Source organism: Sphingomonas sp. Leaf38, assembly GCF_001421825.1.
GTDB lineage: Bacteria > Pseudomonadota > Alphaproteobacteria > Sphingomonadales > Sphingomonadaceae > Sphingomonas.
Map to the genome: position 1 here is coordinate 1 of NZ_LMLD01000001.1, position 17,786 is coordinate 17,786.

Sequence of the window (17,786 nt, forward strand, 5' to 3'; positions counted from 1 at the left end):
CCCGGTAGCTCGTCAGGCTCATAACCTGAAGGTCACAGGTTCAAATCCTGTCCCCGCAACCATCTTGATTTGCAACACCTCCTCGGTCACCACCGCGGGGGCTTTTTGCGTTTCCGCTCCAGCGCATAGCGACAGCATCGAGGCGAGCTCGCCGCGCAGGTCGATGGCGAGATCGCCGTCTTCCGGCGTCAGCACCACCGCCTCGATGAGCGCGCGCAACCGGTCGAACGCCTGCGCCTTCAGCGCGTCGTCCTCGAAGGCCGCGGTGAGCTGTTCGACCTTCTCACGGTACACGCGGCCCAGGTCCGGGGTAAGCAGCTCGGGCTCCGGAGAAACCGTCTGTGTGGTATCTTGCGCGGCGAGTTCCAGTTCGGCGAGCAGGACTTTGCGCCGCTCGGTCCAGAATTTCATTTCGTCAACAAATACCGTCGCATCCACGCCTTTGAGGATAGCCGCCTTGGCGCGCCCGAGCTGGTGATCGAGATTGGCCAGTTCGGCTTCCCGCTCGGGGCGGGCGCTGACCGTTTCCGCCGTCAGGCGCCTGGTCTCTGCCTCATATTCCAGGAGGAACGCTGCGACGACGTCGTCACGCAGCATCTCGCTCGACAAGCCCGCCAGCACGCGTGCGTCGAGTTCGTCCTGGCGGATCGTTAGCCGGTTGTCGCACCAGGTGGGGCCCTTCTTGGCGGCGCCCTGGCAGCCGAACCGGGTCTTGCCAGATTTCGCATAGCTCGCGCCGCAGCTCCCGCAGGTCATCTTGCCGGTCAGCAGATACCGCGGGCGCTGTTGCGCGAAGAAGGGCAGGCCAGCCATCTCGGTATGCGGTTTCGGCCCGCGGGATAGCGTAGCCTGGCGCAATTTGACCCTGTCCCACAATTCGATGGGCACGATGCCGAGGGCCGGGGACTCGACGTCATCGGATCGCTTGTCCTCCGGGTTGACGAAGGCATGGCGTTTGCCCGTTTCCGGGTTCTTGCGATACGTCTGTTTGCCGTACGGCCGTCGGCCTACATACAGCGGGTTGTTGAGGATGCCGGTGCCGCGTGCGGCATTGCCGGTCAGTGTGTTCGGCGTCCAGGCCGCGGCCTTGCCGAGCGGATGTTTGCTGGCTTTGCCGCTGCGCGGCGATGGCACGCTGTCGGCATTGAGGCGCCGCGTGATGGCGATCGGCGACAGGCCGGCCGCATAGTCCTCGAAGATCCGGACCACCACCGCGGCCTCGTTCGGCACGATCTGCTGCAGGCCGCGGATGCGTTCGCCGTTGCCGTCGTGCTCGATGCGCTTCTCATAGCCGTACGCAGAGCCGCCGGGGTTCTTGCCCATCGCGTGACGACGCACGAGCGCATCGCGGGTCTTGTCGCTGGTGGCGCTCAGCTGCTCGGCGTTGATCGTACCGATCATGCCGATGTGCAGCGGCGTGACTATCCCTTCCTTGCGCGTGGCCAGGAGGATGCCGCGAAACCGGAGACGGTCGAACAATGTCGCGATATCGGCCTGACTGCGCGACAGCCGGTCCATGGCGTCAGCGTAGACGATGTCGACGCGGCCTGCGTCAACGGCGGTAAGCAACGCCTTCATACCGGGGCGGTGCATCGTAGCCGCCGACTCGGCTGCGTCTGTGAAGCAGAGCACCTCCTGCCAGCCTGCGCGGATGACCTCGCGCCGGCACATCATCAGCTGCGTTTCGATCGACTGCACATCCTGTTTGTCCGTCGAATACCGCGCGTATATCGCACACCGCTTCATCTTTCCTCCATTCGTGCTTCCTGCATTCGCAACGAAGGTCGTCATGATGGTCGCCTACCCGATTTCGGGGCGACCTGATTCTTCTGGGATCCCTGCTGCCGCGCAAGGTCGCGCGCCAGCAGACGCGCGAGGTCCAGCGCGAGATCGTGGAGCGGGGAGGGCGGCTGCGACGGCATCCACGCCATCTGGGGCGCGCGGCGTCACGCCGACTCCGACCTTCCCACATGGTTGCCAGGCCGCATCGAGACGGGGCCGTTGGCCGGTCTGCCGCTGCTCATATTGGTAAATGCAGACCGTCTGCATTTCGGCAAAACTGGTGGTTAGCGGAACGTCCGCTTACGGGCGCCGATCGGCGGTAAGCAGCCGTTCTTTAATCTGATGGGCAGGGGCCCACTTGGCCGATTCTAGTAAAAGGCGGAATGGCCGTTTCCGGACGCCACTAGGTGTTTGATCCCACGGTTTGATGGTGCGATCCTTTCGTTGGAATGGAAGGAAGCGGTATGGGACAGGTACGTCTCGGGAGCGCCACGACCACGCACGCCGTCAGAGCAGCAATACAGCGATCGCAAGCTTCGCTCTCGACGCTGAGCCGGGAGTTCGGGATCAACCCGAAGACGGTGGCGAAGTGGCGTAAGCGGGCGACGGTTGAGGATTTGAAAACCGGGCTGAAGGCCCCTCACTCCACGACCTTGACCGAAGCCGAGGAGGCAGCGGTCGTCGCATTCCGGCGCCGCACACTTTTGCCGCTCAACGATTGCCTCTATGCGTTGTAGCCGTCGATCCCGCATCTGAGACGATCAGCGCTGCACCGCTGCCTGCAACGGCACGTCATATCCCGCCTGCCGGACATTGAGGGGTACAAGCCGAAGCGACAGCGCTTCAAGCGCTACCCGATCGGCTTCTTTCACATGGATATCGCCGAGGGCAAACTTTACCTGTTCGTCGACATCGACCGCACAAGTAAGTTCGCGGTCACCCAGCTCGTCGAAAAGACTAACAGGCGAACGGCATGGGAGTTCCTCGAACACCTGCTTAAAGCCGTGCCGTACCGGATCCATACGATCCGGACCGACAACGGCATCCAGTTTGCCAAGCAGCCGCGCAACCGTAACACCGCCTGGTCGCGTCAGATGCGCTTCGACATGATCTGCGAAGCAAACAGCATCGAGCACCGGTTGACCAAGCCGAACCACCCGTGGACGAACGGTCAGGTCGAGCGGATGAACCGAACCATCAGGGTGGCAACGGTCAAACGCTTCCCTTACGAGAGCCACGAGCAGTTGCAGGTGCACCTCGCAGACTTCATGGCAGCCTATAATTTCGCCCGTCGGATCAAGACGCTCAGTGGCCTCACACCTTACGAATACATCGTCAAAATCTGGACGTCAGAGCCGGATAGGTTCATCGTCGATCCGATCCACCAGATGCCGGGACTAAACACCTAAGCAGCAGCCCATAATCACTACACACGAAATCTATAGCGGAGAAATGCACGAGTAGTAAGGCAAAGGTTTATTCATAATAACTATAATCTCAGCGATAATTTTTTACCGAGAGTAGATATAGACTCGAGATAGAATCTTGAAATAATGTATATCTCATGTAGCGCGATCCCCAATCGAATTGAAAACCTGCAACCAAGGTTCTTGAATGTATCGATCAAACTCTTTCTTTTGACTTTCTGATGAAAAAATTAGAAAATTATCAACTATATCGATTTTCCCCAAAGCCGATTTAGACTCGGGCTCGCTCGGTTGATTAATTATGTTGGACAGATTATGAATTTCCTTGACCCAATTTTGCTTATTCCCTGCCGGGAACTTAAGAATGTCTAGCTGAAGAATATCTCCAAGATTTAGGGTTGAACCCTTAAATGCATTATATGCATGTAGCTTCCGGATGTTTGTCTCAATTCTTTGAGCAGGCGAAAGGCGTTTAAGATGCAGCACAAAGAAATTTGTAGAAACACGCTTGTCATAATGAGAAATGCCCACCTGCCAATTGTGATTTATGAGACCTTTAACTTCGACATCTGAAGAAATTATAGGTTTCCCCGACCGCAGCCCAATAGCTGGATGATTCTGTCGCAGATCCCACCAAAATTTATAATCATAGCCCTGAACATTTTCAAGCCAGGATCCGGGGTTAACGGCTGATCCCGTAGCAAGTAAATGTGGCACAATTTCCGAAGCATCGACGATTTTGAGCTTATCATCGATGCAGATAAGATACTCATCGCTATCTAAAAATTGATAGTATTTCGTCGAAGCTCGTAATGCTTTGTACAATTGTGGAAATTCATGAACCCTATGAAGATTGTTATGAAATCCATCGAATCTCACGACGAGTAAACTTGGACCGTAATCTTGATAAACTGCTTCTATTTCGGGCAATACCGACATATTATCAAATATGATAAGGTTTTTAAGGCCGACGATTTGGCGATGATGCTCAATCCAACGTCTAATGAAAAACACGTCATCTTTAATCTTGAGAACAATCTTAAAGTCGCCTTGACGATTGCTAATTCGTTCTGCGATATCAGAAAAATCGATCTTCCAATTCGGCATCGACGAAAAGTAGGTTGACATTATCACCTCTAATCTAAAATTCTAGCATCAGGAAAAATATGGAAACTACGACGCATCCAGTCCGGGCTTTTTGTTAGTAGGTATATTCGCTCATGACTTCGAGTCACAGGATCAACTTCTTCGATACTCAAAGCAATCGCATCCGGGACAATCTGACCATACTGCTTTTCAAAATCTCGACCAATCATCCGGTAGGCCTGCCCCCGATCGCTGTCCGCTTTACCCCATTCTTCGGTCGTCTCGCGCATTATTGGGTTGGGATAGTACAGCAATATTAGACCGTTGCCATCAAGCACGCGCACCAAATTCTTCACCGCTTGTCGATGGTCGGGAAGCCGCTGCAACACATTTCCCGCGATTACGAAACCCAAACTCTCATCCTCGCGAGACGGAAGCTCTGCATCGGGATCGTCGATATTGGCCGATTCCGCTGACTGAAACCATGGTTTCGGTACGCCACACTGCTCGCCCCAACTGAGCATTTTATATTTTGCAAACTCTTCCCGGACGCGCAGCTTGCCTGCGATAGCTCGCACAATCCTGTGGCGCTCCAACGAGCGGCATTTGGTGCAAAGCGGCATCATACCTGATCGACTTAATCGATTACCGGGTGCGGGAGAAAAGTTTTCATTGCCACAAATATTGCACATTGATGTCAAGACCGCATCCATACTTAATATCCGCTCATATCTGATTCGATAAGATCAATAACACTATCAACACGAGCTTCCCATGAAACCTTTTTCAGAACTGTATCCCGCTGTAGTTGCGAAGGCAATACTTCGCTGCCGCCTAATATGCGACTTATAGCGCGTATAAAAGATTGATGGTCGGACGCTATAATTGCATGAGGGCTGATATCTCCAATATTTGCGACGTCTGTCGTTACAATAGGAACATTAAGTGCAAAGTAAACGTACAACTTAAGTGGATTCATACTGTCGCTCAATTCATTTCGCAGGTGCGGGACAAGGGCCACGTTGAACGTACGGATATAATCGGCAACCTCTGAATATGGCTTCACTCCTAGTACGTGAACGTTAGGACGTCGCCCGAGTTCGATCACGTCCGGTCTATCGTGGGCCGACCCAATTAACACGACGCTACCGTCGGGAAATGCATCAGCGACCTTACCGATCAGGTCGAGGTCAACGCGATCACGCAGGTTGCCTACGTAGCCCAATATGGGCCGAGGAAGATGAGAAATATCCTCCGGAACTGCCCGAAACTCTTTCAGATCAAACGTTTCAGCTCCGTTCGGGATAACTTTGATATCGTTGCGAGATGTCGCGAAGCCATGCCGCAGGGATTCGCAGTTGGCGATGGCCAGATTGGCTTCGCTCAGTACCTCGTCATACGCTTGAGCAACGCGTAACCGGTGCGTTTCGCGCCCAGGGAACCTGCGTTGGTCATCTATTAGATCGGCGATAATATAGCCTGGTTGTACCACGGATTTGAACATTGCAAAGTCAAACACCACAGGGCAGACCCATAAAACGGGCGACTGACTTATATTGGCGTCGCGCAATTCCCCTTTTACAAAATCCGAATAAGCCTCACGCGGAGGAAGATCTGTTCCTAAGTAGCGCATCGCCGCCTTCTCAGATCTATAAAGGAACGTTCGGCGTAATAGACCTGGAGTGTCTGCTTGCCGAAGTATACGTCGCACCGTATTTATATATACCAGGTTACCTTGATGCGCTGTGGCATCCGCACCATGTTTGGCTTGTTTATCTAAATCTACCGAGCTAATTGCGGCGTCAAAGTGCAATACCCGATTTATTGCGCCTGACTTAAGAAGATACTTAGCCATCATATCGGACCGTCGGCCGTAGATGTCGGAGTCGTTCTGCTTCCACAGAAATACAAGATCCGGTTTTATATTTTTGCCGATAGCCGGGCTACTTAATGGAGCGAACCTCGGCATCTTCTCGCCTGAGATATGTTGTATCGCGGCGAACAGGCTATCGAACGCCGGTACGGACTTTCGTGAACTGGTCACGGCACGATCAAACGCCAAACCGAGGCGCGCCGAATTTATGGCATAGCTCAGTTCCGTCAGGTAATAATCTCTAACACGGAGCTTGTGCCCGACGTCAGTGGCGTCTGCGCTAATCTTTCTGAGTTCATCCCTCAAGTCCGCTGCGTTAAATACCGGAATGATCGCCCCTGCTGCAATTAAATCACTTAACGGAGGTACTGGAGTTGCATATACAGGCACACCTAGCGCCATAGCGTCAGTGAGTTTAGCTGGTATTTGATATTCGGAAATAGGTGACGAGCTATCTTGAAGTATAAATACCGCATCAGCCATTGAAACTAGTTCCGGTAGGCGCTCCCAGGATTGATCGTGATGCAGATCTACACGAGCATTCTTATATTTGGAAAATCTTACCGAAATCCTCTTATCGGTGATAGACCCGATTATACATAAAGCCAGCCTTTCGTCGTTTAGTTCTTCGAGAGCATCTGCAATATCGAATACACCCTTATGCGACCTTGGCGTACCGAGAAAGAGGATCACGCGATCTTTATCAGTATAACCAAATTCGGCGCGGATGGCTTTCCGATCATACAAATCTGGATTGAACACGCGCTCGTCGCGACCGTGTCGTACAACAATCCCACCGAAACGTTTTTGCAATGAATAATTTGATACAGTAATCCCATCGCACTCGGCAATAAGTCCTTCCGCATATCGCGTAAATATCTCTGTATAGGGCTTGTCGAGTATCTGAGGGTCTTCAGAAATAGCAGCAACTAAATCGTCAAGACTCGCAGTGCGTTGATCATTGAAAAAGCTTAGTTCATGATCGTCAACGTCGACAACAATCGGGCAGCCGTTAGCCTGTTTTATAAGGGCGCCGATGAATAGACTTGAAAATCGTGCTTTTCCCACATGTACTATATCGCATTTCACCCGTGATGCAATCTCACGGGCACCTGCCACGAAATCTTTAAACGTGCTCGCTGGGAAGGCATGTATCGCCATTTTGGCGGTCTCAATTGGCGGCCATATGGTCGTTCCGTACATCGGGAACATAGGGCCGACCAGTTCGACCACGCAGTTGCGCGCCGCCATGTCGGCGATAAGAAATGCTCGACCAACTGGGTTGTGGGCCATGTCCCAAGACACTACTGCAACGCGGCGGACATCGACCGGTGGCGTATTCTCTAAGATGGCACCTTTTATTGTGGGTAGCGGATCTCGTAAAGGCGTATGTATTGGCTCCTGAATGATAGAGGCTAAGTTCGCTTGTTTTGACGAAGAATGCAAATCAAGGAACCTTATTTGTTCAGAGCCCTGAGCACTTCTACCACCAGCGGAACTGCGTATACTAACCTGATGCTCGCTTCCGTCTAGTAAAGCGTTAGGAATCTCGACCGCAAAACCATACTTGGCTAATTGATCTATTCCACCAGCTAAGTCTGCGTTAATGCCGTTTGGCAATGCAGAGCCAACCATCCGCCCGTCTACAAAAACAAGTACTTCACTGTTGTTGTCAGGCAAATTAGCCCATCCGACTAACTTATTACCTTCAAGACCGATCACGGCACCTAAAAATGATCTAGATCTATCTTTTAAATTAATCAATCTTTCGGTTTTTGGTGTAAACTCATTAATAACGGTAAGGTGATTGTCGCGTTCGGAATCTTGGTTATTTTCTTTATTGATATATTTTACTGGGACGTTCAAACCTGCAGGAAAATTCTGACATGAAAATTCAACTGACTCCAGCTCGATTTCACCCGGCCCTTCGGAGAACTGAATGGCAAATATATATGGCGTGCCAGATGCAAGATCGCTTAGAGCAATCCGGGCTTCATACTCTTCTACTTGTTCGGTTATAGGACGCCGCTGAGTAAGCAACTTCTTGGCAAATACACGCTTTCCCTGGGGGTTAATCTTCAGCAAGGACACCCATTCAAGGTTTAGGCTTGCACCGGTTTTGCCAGATGATTTGGCCCGAACTTTTACTGTTCCTTGTCGAGCGCTCTCGACGCCAGGTAACTCGATCGTTTGCCAAAGGCGAACCCAACTCTTTGCCGACCGAATATGTATTCGAACTCCATCCGGGTTTGGTAGAAGTCGAGCCGGACCCAAATCTACGGGAGCAGGCGCGCCGTATTCGACAAACCAGCTCTGGCAAAACTGCCCCATATTTCGGCGTGCTGCCAGCGCCGAATCGTGTTCCGCGAACGTAGGGTTTTGCAAAAGGTTATGTGTCATATAGAACGGATGCTTTCGCGATGATTGTGCTCACGCAATGACGTGCGCATTTTTTGGAATCAAGCAGCTTGGAAGCTTTGTAACTTTTTTCGCTCCTTTGTTCAAAAAATGACTTAGCCGTGTGGCATGAGACCACTCCACGCTCTTTGTTGCTAGGGTCAGGACCCATCGATGTGAGAGGCGCGATCTGATTCAGGCCCCGTGAGGAGACTGAGGATGAGCGACCTGTACCAGCTGACGAAGGAGCAGATGGCGCGCCTGCGACCATATTTCCCAAAGAGCCATGGCGAGCCGCGAGTTGCCGACCGCCGGGTGTTGAGCGGCATCGTTTTCGTGAACCACAATGGGCTGCGCTGGCGTGATGCGCCCAGCGACTACGGCCCGCACAAGACGCTCTACAATCGCTGGAAACGGTGGGGTGAGATGGGTGTGTTCCTCCGCATGATGGAGGGCCTGACTGCCACTGATGCCGACCCAAAGACCGTCATGATCGACGCGACGTATCTGAAGGCGCACCGCACGGCATCGAGCCTGCAGGTTAAAAAGGGGATCTCGGCCGCCTGATTGGTCGCACCAAAGGTGGCATGAACACGACGCTCCATGCCGTGACCGACGCAAACGGCCCGCCGCGTAGCTTCTTCATGACTGCCAGACAGGTCAGCGACTCCACCGGTGCGGCCGCATTGCTCGACGATCTGCCCAAGGCGCAATGGCTGCTCGGCGACCGCGGTTACGACGCCGACTGGTTCAGGGATGCCTTGCAGGCCAAGGGCATCCAGCCATGCATCCCAGGTCGGAGGTCTCGGCTCTAGCCCATCAAATACGACAAACGCCGCTACAGGCGACGTAGCCGTATCGAGATCATGTTCGGACGGCTGAAGGACTGGCGCTGCGTTGCGACCCGCTACGATAGGTGTCCAACTGTCTTCTTGTCCGCCATCGCCCTCGCTGCCACCGTCATCTTCTGGCTTTGATCAACAAGTCCTGACCTAATGCAATCCCGGCGACTACCCGCAAGCCAGGATATTCAAATAAGCGTATGCCTAGTGGCAAACCAGGCATATCACAACCCGAAAACCCGAGCTGTTGCCATCTAGTCTTGATCGTGGATTCAGGATCAGGATCAGGTGATGTATCAGGCGCGCTCATATCTAGGCATCGTGAGAAAACTGGATACGACCGCGCCCCGTAATACATGATGGGCTATAAATATCTGATCATAATGCTATCATACTATATCTGACGAGGTCTAAAGCTACGCTCCTTAGATCAAGATTATCTGGCACGACGAAGATTGCGGATGTTCCCTTAATGGAATCTGGCTTAATATATCGTTCTACAACGCTGTAACGTTTTTCACGTCCTATATAGTCATCAAATATTATAAATGTTCCAGAATTTGCTCTTAATATGCTATAAAGAAAGCAGGCAACTCTGAATCTGCCGTCAACCAAAATTATATCTGGTGAAACTTCTGCCTTATCGATCATATCCCAAACCGTCGAGTAGTAAGTAGGCCAATTAGCAGCAAAGTCATGTCCTGTAGGGTATCCCCAATCCCCCGTGGGCCCTATATCGGGACAGTACATTTTAAACTTAGATTTTCCTAAGTCCCTACTAACAAATCTTCTGACGGCCTTTCCGTAAACCACATCCGATTCTACTGAGAAGATATAGGGAACCTTTAGCCTAGCCGCCAGTCTACTACTGCCACCAGAGCCATACTCCAAATAGCACTCGCTCGCAGTGAGCTTGTCTTTTAAAAACGCGATGGCCGGTTCAGACATATGTGGTTGTGATGGAACATTGATAGCGATACTCGGGTCGTCATTAGTCGTAGTCACACTTACCTCACTCTTTTGGTCGACAGTCGCAATATTTTCCGGAAGCTCTGGTCGAGCTTGCGTATGTGACTCAGGAAGTTGCATGATAAGCCTACCTTTCCCTTTAGTTATTTTAAATTTTTGGAAGTTCGCGATCGATAGATTGCAGAAGTACTGAAAATTATTTCATTGGTACCTCAGCTTAATAAACCTTTATGTGCTCGTAAAGACGGCAGCAGTAGGACAGGGTTAGGGCCTTAAATTGAGCGGTATCGTTGCAGGGGCCTCGCCGTGGTTCATCTCTAGAACCTTCCTTTCAGATAACAAAGTGCATCGATCTGTTCCACCGCGGCAGTTCACTTTTCAGCTGGGTGTCGTTGCTCTCTAAAGGCCTGACAGAGCGTCGCGGGTTTGCGCGACGAACTTGCGTGGTGATCGATAGCGCAAAGCGCGGTGTGGATGCACCTCGTTATAATGGGCGAACCAGCCGGGCAGTTGGTCGATAACGCTCTGCGCATTCGGCCTGGGGTTCGCACGGACATAATCGCGCTTGAGAGTGCGAACGAACGCCTCCGCCATGCCGTTCGATTGAGGACTGCTGACCGGGGTGGTGCGCGGGATCAGTCCAATGCCACGAGCGAAGGCGCGTGTGTTGCGAGCGGTGTAGCAACTGCCGTTATCGGTAAGCCACTCGATGGGCTCGGGCACGCGGTTCACCTGTCCATAGCGATGCTCGACCGTGGCGACCATTAAGTCCTGGACGTCCTCGGCGGTGATCCCGCCTGTTGTCGCCACGTGTCTCATCGCCTCGCGGTCGCAGCAGTCGAGCGCGAAGGCGACACGCACCTTCTTGCCATTGTCACAGGTGATCTCCAACCCGTCGGAGCACCAGCGTTGTTGCGCAGATCGACGGCAACCGGCCATCGTGACGCCTTTCCTCGCGGCGTTCGCCAGCCCAGTGTAGCAGCAGCCCGTGCACCTTCATGACGCGGTGGACGCGTTTCGGATTGGTCGCTTCGCGCCCGGTCTTCTCGGCTTCGTCTCCTCACGGAGCCTGAACCAGATCGAGCCGCTCAGATCAATGGGTCCTGACCCTAGATTTCTGGACGCCTTCAATCTTAATTTTGAGGACAGGAGGCGACAATGGGGAAGCCCAATTTCAGCGATGAGTTCAAGCGTGACGCGGTGGTGCAGATCACGGATCGAGGTTACCCGGTAGCGGAGGTTTCGCAGCGCCTCGGCGTCAGCCCGCACTCGCTGTATGCGTGGAAGAAGCAGCTTGCGAAGGTGGCGTCTGGCGATGCCAATAAGGACGCCGAGATCCGGCAGTTGAAGCGCGAACTGGCTCGGGCGATCGAGGAGCGAGACATCATAAAAAAGCCACCGCGTATTTCGCCAGGGATGCCAAGTGAAAGACACCTCTGTCGCGGAGCATCAGAACCAGTTTGGCGTCCGCGCGATGTGCCGGTGCCTGGCGATCCAGACCAGCGGTTTCTATGCCTGACGCAAAGCGCCGCTGAGCCGGCGAGTGCAAGAAGATGCTCGGCAGATTGCATTGATCAGGCAGGCCTGGAGCGACAGCGGCAAGGTCTATGGGTATCGCAAGCTGCACGACGATCTGCTCGATCAGGGCGAGACCTGTTGCCCCAATCGCGTTGCCCGCCTGACCAACCTGGCAGGAATCAAGGCGCAGATCGGCTATAACCGGCGTCCTGGCATTTCAGGAGGAAAGCCTTCGGCCGTTGCCGCCAACACGTTGGATCGCCAGTTCAAAGTGCCGCAGGCTAATCGCGCCTGGGTGACGGACATCACGTATATCCGCACGATCGAAGGCTTCGCCTATCTGGCGGTCGTGCTCGACCTCTACTCCCGTCGCGTGGTGGGGTGGTCGTTGCAAAGTCGTCACACAACAGATGTGGTTTTGCAGGCCCTGCACATGACGGTCTGGCGGCGTAAGCAGAAGAACCGCGTGCTGATCCATTCGGATCAGGGTTCGCAGTTCACCAGTATCGACTGGTCTGCTTTCACCAGGGCTCACAATCTGGAACACTCCATGAGCCGGCGGGGAAACTGCCACGATAACGCCGTCGCCGAGAGCTTCTTCAATCTCCTTAAGCGTGAGCGCATCCGGCGACGCACCCATAAAACGCGCGAAGAAGCCCGGCAGGACGTGTTCGATTACATCGAGATGTTCTACCACCCGATCGGCAAGCATGTCAGGAACGGGATGCTGTCGCCCGTCGAGCTCGAACGGCAGCAGGCTTTGATGGCTCGAGGCGTCTAGAAAACTAGGGGCTATTCAGATTATCACATCGGCCTATGGCTCGCGCACGCTGTTCTTTGACGGTACGCAGTGGAACGTCGAGGCGCTCGGGCTCCCAGCGCGCGCGATTGTTGCCAAGAAGGCGGTCGCCGTATCGACGACCAGTAGCACCGCCGAAACGACGCTCGCCACAATCCCCATACCGCTGCTCGGACCAAACGATACAGTCGAAGTCGTCACGAACTGAACTGTGACGAACTCTGCAAACGTTGAGCGCCTCAGGGTGCTGGGGGCCATACGTAGCTGGATATTTCGACTGCCAGCGCCACGACGATCCGGCTGAATGACCTTCGGCGTATTCAGAACCGCGGGGTGACGAATGCGCAGATCGGCCATTCGAACGCCTCATCGTCACCTGGCACTGGCATCGGCACGGCCAATCAGGCCGTCGGTATGCTAGATACGAGCGTTGGAACGACCCTCACAATCACCGCCGCATTGGCGGTGGCTACATAATCGGTGACGCTTGAAGCGTACCGTGTCGAAATCATCCAAAGCCGCTAATCTCTATCGGCTCCGGATGCGCGCATCGATCAACCTCCGCGTCGTTGTAACATCGCCACCAAACAAAGGAGCGAAAGAGTCTTTGAAAACCGCGCCACACCTCATCAGCTTATCTCGGAAGTCGGCTCTGAAATAAACAGGCTTCGCTTCAAGGTCTAAGTGGTCAGGCGGATTCTGGATATCTGGTAATCCGCTCATCCGTCGGGGATTTGCGCACATACTGGTCAAGATCTGGCGCTCTAGCCGAGCGATCGCCGCCCGCTCTCCGGCATTTGTTGATTTTCCCTGCGCTGATCGAAAAGCCTCCAACCAACGTAAGGCCGCAAGATAGTATGTCGTATAGTTCAGCGCTCTCTGTGCGCGCTGCAACTCACGCTTTATGCGACCGTCGGGAAGAATTCCGCCGATCGCGTCGGACCAAACCCTGTCGCTATATGCGGCCAGCTTGGGGTCCTGGCTGATCATTTGAAACGAGGCAGCAGACACTCCCGACCACACCCAAAGGTTGTCGGGTCCATGAACCTCCCCCCGACGGTTTAAGAAATACTGGGTTTCTTCTCTCGTAATATGCTGAGCCCATGCCACAACTCGCGGAGAAACTTTCTTTCCCGACGCAGCCAATTTGGTAATTATTATGTTAGCGGCTGTCGCATAACGGATCTTCTGTCTCTCACCTTCAAAAGACTTCGCCTGAGCAGTCATGACACCGCTTTTGGCCCACGACTCTAACGCAGTTATGGCACATGCTTGATCCGCGGTAGATCCGTCGACCCATCGAGCTACTTGAGAGTAAAAGCTTCGGTAGGGGCGCGTGGTATCCGCATAGGCCTCGGCGCTTTTATAAGGCGATACAATAGCTACTTCTGGTGGTGGGGCCGGGATCGTGCACTGTGATTGGGACATGATCATTGATCCTATGATGATAAAAATCATGCTAGCGCTCGTCTTCGTGAGCGTATGTTATCCAACTGCGAAGTTACAATTTCAGGTCGGGTCAGGAAGTATCGGTCTGCATCGAGTTGTTCAGCATTTTCGTATTCCCGTAGAGAAAAATCGCCAGTCACGATGCCTCTAGCTTGCATATCGGCGTAAAGACGCGCGGGCTTGAGAAGATATGTTGGCGAATTCGGGCCAAGTGATCCCTTTGGCGACGGCATTCGAACGGTCATTGATGGATCGCCCAATATCGCAAAAGGTGCCCGAGGCGATATGTGCGGATCAAATAAGTGGCTTGTTTGATCGCGACGCGGGATCATGAAGACATTGGCGCCTATAGTGGAAAGCATCTCTATCGAATAGATGCTGCTGCCCTCAAGAAATACGACACTATCGGCATTCTTGAGCAATGAAGTCTGCTCATGTATATTCATAGTTTCAGGAATAATATATTCGTAACCAGCAATTTTAAGGGCTTTGGCAAAGTAGCTTTCGCCCATGATAGTGCCTTTTTCAAGAATATGCGTCCGGCCAAAATAAACCTTTTTCGGCGTTCCAAACTGTCGATGGAGTGGCAGCGTCTCAAGGAAGTGCATGTAGTCGAGGCTCGGTCCGACGGCCAACCTGCTGCCCGGTATTGCAAATTCCAGTGTCTCAAACTTTGCAGCCCCGCGAACGAGCCGGACTTGCTCTTTGGCTAAACCGAAGACCGACAGGATCTCGTACATCCAATCTGAAGGCTCTTTGGTTTCCTGAAGCTTCGCAAACACCACCTGCTGATGTCTGGCGGGGTCGAATGCCCAGAGCCGTGCAACCGAGTCCACCATCAGGTGACCGAAATGCACCTTGAGAGGTCCACCGTATAGAAAGGTTCCGCTCTCGATCCGTGGCTCTCGTGCGCGAACGGTCGGCTCAAAAACGTCGCGAAACCCCGTGGCGCCCCGTATCCTACCATGATCGGGTATCTGAGAATGATCCGGGCCGCCTACCCAGCTTTTGTCATAGCGGGTGACCAGAACATTTTTGCGGGCTTCGATCATTTTGCGCGCATACCCCCGTCATTCAATTATCTCGCCCAATCCCTCGCGCTTCTGTCGGCCTTTCCGCTTTTTTGGAAAAATCTTCTCCAAAAAGAAGATGCCCAGCAGACCGGTTAGGAAGACGACGCTGAGGAAAATTGCCGAGTCCGACGTCCAGTCGATGCTCAATAGTCTCATAGCAGTCTCGCCTTAACGAAGTTCTTGGGCCGATCAATAGCTGTCGTTAGCGCCTCCAACAACTGAAAGGTTCTTCATAAACAACAGGAGCTTCGCGGCCCCGGCGGTCGCGGGATCGATGGTGCACGCATGAGCGACGCCGCACCGACCCGTATGACCCTGAAGGATCCGGTCACGCTCGGGGCGTCGCTGGTCGGCGCGGCATTTGCCATCGGGGGCGCGCTGCGCGCAGACGGAAGTCGAAACAAACAGGTCGAGGACAACACACGTCGGATCGTGATCCTAGGGAAAGTAAACCAGGCCAAGAATGATTTGCTTACCAAATTCGACGGCAGAACGATCAGGATCGAAACCAATCTGGGGATGATGTCTCCAGCACGGAAGGTAGCTTCAGGAATGTCGCGAACGATTGGGCTCTCAGTGGCTTTCACACATCTCTGATTAAACGCAAAAGGTGAAAGCATCCTATCTGAACGCATCCATCAGGACACGGGGGCTGGCTTAGGAGATGCCGGTCCTCTTCCCGACGAGCAGTCGGCAGAGAAGCGGACGGTGTCCGTTTCGCAAACTCCGGGAGTGAGACCCGGCAGATACGGTGATCGTTCCGGGGGACTATTTCATGGGCGTGGGCTCGATCACAAAGAGGTCGATCCAGGCGAGCGGATTAGAATGGGACCACTTCACAAGACCACCCTTGGTCGGCCACTTCATGTAGGTGTCGCGGCTCTCGTCATATACGAGAGTAATGCCGTCGTCGCGATTGACCTCGTTAAATTCGAAGGTCGTTCCGTTCGAGTTGTCCCGTTCGATCCATCGACCGCCTTCTTTGGCGATCGTGCCGTTCGGCTTGTCATAGGAGTTTGCAGCGGGATGGGCGACAGTGTCGGCGTTGACGGCGAGGGTGATGCGGCGGTTCCGATCGCGGGCGCTTGTCCTTCGTTCGCGACCGCTGTCCTGTTGCCATCTGTTGCTTGGTCGGTCGTATCGCCTTTCGCGACATCTGCTAGCGACACGTTCGCGGCGCGGGATGGCAGTATCACGGCTGCCCAGGCCGGTGGCCAGTTGAAGGCCACCGCGGTGACCGTGAAGAACGTGAAGGTGATAACGAAGATGCGGACCGCCCCGAGGAACGCTTTGGCAACAGGTGTTCGGGCAGGCGATGCGACAGCGGATGTCAGTATAACGAGTATCGGCATTGCTACTATCGCGCCGCCGAGGACCGGCAGCATTGCGACGACGCCTACATCGGGGACGAATCTGCGGATGAGGGTGATCGCTCCGGCTATTCCCACCAGGGCTACGGCATACTTTACTGCCGGTACCGTCTTCGCGGCCTGATTGAGCGCCGCAATCGGCATGAAAATGGATTCACCGGGCATCCTTTCTCCCTTTGCTCGTCAATTACATTTTGGCATTTAAAGTAGACTGCACCAAAACCTTGAACCCGTCACGTAGTTAATGCTCGAAATCATCGATCCGGGGTCACCGACCTGTCTTAAGCCGGTTTGTCCGTAGATTTTAACATGTGCCTGTCGACGCCAAATATCCGATCTAATTATCGGAGTTCTAGCCATTCGCTTTCCATCGCGCAGATCTGCCCGGTCAGCACTCAGCTAGCCTAAGGTGCCTGTCAGCTGAGATGAACAGGTGTCCGCTTCCTGGTAGACGTCGAGTGCCTGTGAATGTCCGGAACTGGGTCATCACCATGAAACCCTTATTTTAAGGCGTAGGGTCCACAGATGTCAGATGGCTAGACGTTCAGGCGCAGCTACATGACCCTGCCGGGAGCTTGGCTTGAACGACAGAGAACAGACACTCGCCGTGATCAAGACGATAGGAGCTAACCCGCGCGAATGGGGCAAGCACATCGACGCATTTTTTGCACTGCTTGATACGTTGTCGGGCGATGACTGGTGCGCGGTGAAGCGCTTTGCGTCACCGAAAGACCGCAACACTATCTTGTTCCAATACCTCGGGCACATCGAGCGGACGTATGACCTGAGGGCGCCGGAGGCTGCGCGGATGGTCGAGGGTGGAGTGATCTTGATCTTCCTCGAAGGATTCGAACTGGATTATCGCGAGACCACGTTACGGGTGAAGGATTTTGTGAAGACCACTGGTGTGACGGTGACGCAGTTCGCCCGTCGAGCGCGTGAGTGTGACGTTCCAGCGCTCGCATATATCCGCGGGATCTATCAGACCTACGGCATTGGCTAGTAACCGGGGCCGGGTAGGCGCGAGGACGGCGCAACGTGAACAGGCGTCTGAAGTTGGGGGCTGCAAAGCGGCCTTGAATGTCGCTTTGTGGGTCTCCGCGGCCGCTGGTCGCCTGATCGCTGCATGACCAAGCTCGTCTGCTCCCAAGGTCTTTCCCATCCTGGAACCCGCTGCTTTAAGAGGCTCGAAGCCTTTCCG

At 53.8% G+C, this 17,786-nt stretch carries 11 protein-coding genes and 4 pseudogenes; 5 read left to right on the forward strand and 10 right to left on the reverse strand.

Features of this window, described 5'->3' with window-relative positions; all coding sequences use genetic code 11:
* Nucleotides 1-18: 18 nt before the first annotated feature.
* A complete protein-coding gene (locus ASE88_RS00005) occupies nucleotides 19-1,791 on the reverse strand; it encodes a recombinase family protein (RefSeq protein WP_082465995.1) in 1,773 nt (590 codons plus the stop codon).
* A gap of 455 nt (nucleotides 1,792-2,246) precedes the next feature.
* Between ASE88_RS00005 and ASE88_RS00010 the strand changes: the two are divergent.
* Nucleotides 2,247-3,191, forward strand: a pseudogene (locus ASE88_RS00010) (IS481 family transposase).
* A 153-nt stretch (nucleotides 3,192-3,344) separates the two neighbouring features.
* On the opposite strand, the gene ASE88_RS18550 reads toward ASE88_RS00010, so the two are convergent.
* The 3 genes from ASE88_RS18550 to ASE88_RS18005 are packed head-to-tail and all read right to left on the reverse strand — an operon-like array spanning nucleotide 3,345 to nucleotide 8,568.
* The gene (locus ASE88_RS18550) at nucleotides 3,345-4,316 is read right to left on the reverse strand and encodes a hypothetical protein (protein WP_156356834.1); all 972 of its coding nucleotides are present in this window, start codon (nucleotides 4,314-4,316) and stop codon (nucleotides 3,345-3,347) included.
* A 29-nt stretch (nucleotides 4,317-4,345) separates the two neighbouring features.
* Nucleotides 4,346-5,008 (reverse strand): methyltransferase domain-containing protein, encoded by a 663-nt coding sequence (locus ASE88_RS18555; protein WP_156356835.1) that lies wholly within the window; start codon nucleotides 5,006-5,008, stop codon nucleotides 4,346-4,348.
* A gap of 2 nt (nucleotides 5,009-5,010) precedes the next feature.
* Nucleotides 5,011-8,568, reverse strand: a complete 3,558-nt coding sequence (locus tag ASE88_RS18005; RefSeq protein WP_082465997.1) for a glycosyltransferase family 4 protein — start codon at nucleotides 8,566-8,568, stop codon at nucleotides 5,011-5,013.
* A gap of 216 nt (nucleotides 8,569-8,784) precedes the next feature.
* Between ASE88_RS18005 and ASE88_RS18010 the strand changes: the two are divergent.
* A pseudogene (locus ASE88_RS18010) lies at nucleotides 8,785-9,542 on the forward strand (IS5 family transposase).
* Between the two features lie 243 nt (nucleotides 9,543-9,785).
* On the opposite strand, the gene ASE88_RS18560 reads toward ASE88_RS18010, so the two are convergent.
* Both ASE88_RS18560 and ASE88_RS00025 read right to left on the reverse strand, forming a co-directional pair.
* Entirely contained in the window at nucleotides 9,786-10,355 is a 570-nt protein-coding gene (locus ASE88_RS18560) for a hypothetical protein (RefSeq protein WP_156356836.1), read from the reverse strand.
* A gap of 420 nt (nucleotides 10,356-10,775) precedes the next feature.
* A pseudogene (locus tag ASE88_RS00025) lies at nucleotides 10,776-11,427 on the reverse strand (DDE-type integrase/transposase/recombinase); the annotation flags it as partial.
* A 107-nt stretch (nucleotides 11,428-11,534) separates the two neighbouring features.
* Between ASE88_RS00025 and ASE88_RS18015 the strand changes: the two are divergent.
* Nucleotides 11,535-12,675, forward strand: a pseudogene (locus ASE88_RS18015) (IS3 family transposase).
* Between the two features lie 33 nt (nucleotides 12,676-12,708).
* On the opposite strand, the gene ASE88_RS00035 reads toward ASE88_RS18015, so the two are convergent.
* The 3 genes from ASE88_RS00035 to ASE88_RS18025 all read right to left on the reverse strand — a co-directional run bounded on the left by ASE88_RS00035 (nucleotide 12,709) and on the right by ASE88_RS18025 (nucleotide 15,194).
* Entirely contained in the window at nucleotides 12,709-13,050 is a 342-nt protein-coding gene (locus ASE88_RS00035; RefSeq protein ID WP_156356837.1) for a hypothetical protein, read from the reverse strand.
* Between the two features lie 171 nt (nucleotides 13,051-13,221).
* On the reverse strand, nucleotides 13,222-14,151 hold the full coding sequence (locus tag ASE88_RS18020) for an alginate lyase family protein (RefSeq protein WP_082466001.1): 930 nt from the start codon (nucleotides 14,149-14,151) through the stop codon (nucleotides 13,222-13,224).
* Nucleotides 14,148-15,194, reverse strand: coding sequence for a glycosyltransferase 61 family protein (locus tag ASE88_RS18025; RefSeq protein ID WP_082466003.1), 1,047 nt, complete (start codon nucleotides 15,192-15,194; stop codon nucleotides 14,148-14,150). The genes ASE88_RS18020 and ASE88_RS18025 overlap by 4 nt, the downstream gene beginning before the upstream one ends.
* A gap of 306 nt (nucleotides 15,195-15,500) precedes the next feature.
* Here ASE88_RS18025 and ASE88_RS00040 point away from each other — a divergent pair, with 306 nt between their 5' ends.
* Nucleotides 15,501-15,812 carry a hypothetical protein gene (locus ASE88_RS00040; protein WP_056473990.1) on the forward strand — a complete coding sequence of 104 codons (312 nt, stop codon included), beginning with the start codon at nucleotides 15,501-15,503 and terminating at the stop codon, nucleotides 15,810-15,812.
* A gap of 266 nt (nucleotides 15,813-16,078) precedes the next feature.
* Here the strand turns inward: ASE88_RS00040 and ASE88_RS18570 are convergent, their stop codons facing one another.
* Entirely contained in the window at nucleotides 16,079-16,750 is a 672-nt protein-coding gene (locus ASE88_RS18570; protein ID WP_156356839.1) for a hypothetical protein, read from the reverse strand.
* Nucleotides 16,751-17,165: 415 nt separating this feature from the next.
* Here ASE88_RS18570 and ASE88_RS00050 point away from each other — a divergent pair, with 415 nt between their 5' ends.
* Nucleotides 17,166-17,588 carry a hypothetical protein gene (locus ASE88_RS00050; RefSeq protein ID WP_056473995.1) on the forward strand — a complete coding sequence of 141 codons (423 nt, stop codon included), beginning with the start codon at nucleotides 17,166-17,168 and terminating at the stop codon, nucleotides 17,586-17,588.
* Nucleotides 17,589-17,786: the final 198 nt, after the last annotated feature.

Coding starts and splice junctions, on each gene's coding strand:
- ASE88_RS00005 (WP_082465995.1), bottom strand. CDS start 1,791: ATGACGACCTTCGTTGCGAATGCAGGAAGCACGAATGGAGGAAAGATG.
- ASE88_RS18550 (WP_156356834.1), bottom strand. CDS start 4,316: ATGCCGAATTGGAAGATCGATTTTTCTGATATCGCAGAACGAATTAGC.
- ASE88_RS18555 (WP_156356835.1), bottom strand. CDS start 5,008: ATGGATGCGGTCTTGACATCAATGTGCAATATTTGTGGCAATGAAAAC.
- ASE88_RS18005 (WP_082465997.1), bottom strand. CDS start 8,568: ATGACACATAACCTTTTGCAAAACCCTACGTTCGCGGAACACGATTCG.
- ASE88_RS18560 (WP_156356836.1), bottom strand. CDS start 10,355: ATGTCTGAACCGGCCATCGCGTTTTTAAAAGACAAGCTCACTGCGAGC.
- ASE88_RS00035 (WP_156356837.1), bottom strand. CDS start 13,050: ATGGCCGATCTGCGCATTCGTCACCCCGCGGTTCTGAATACGCCGAAG.
- ASE88_RS18020 (WP_082466001.1), bottom strand. CDS start 14,151: ATGATTTTTATCATCATAGGATCAATGATCATGTCCCAATCACAGTGC.
- ASE88_RS18025 (WP_082466003.1), bottom strand. CDS start 15,194: ATGATCGAAGCCCGCAAAAATGTTCTGGTCACCCGCTATGACAAAAGC.
- ASE88_RS00040 (WP_056473990.1), top strand. CDS start 15,501: ATGAGCGACGCCGCACCGACCCGTATGACCCTGAAGGATCCGGTCACG.
- ASE88_RS18570 (WP_156356839.1), bottom strand. CDS start 16,750: ATGCCCGGTGAATCCATTTTCATGCCGATTGCGGCGCTCAATCAGGCC.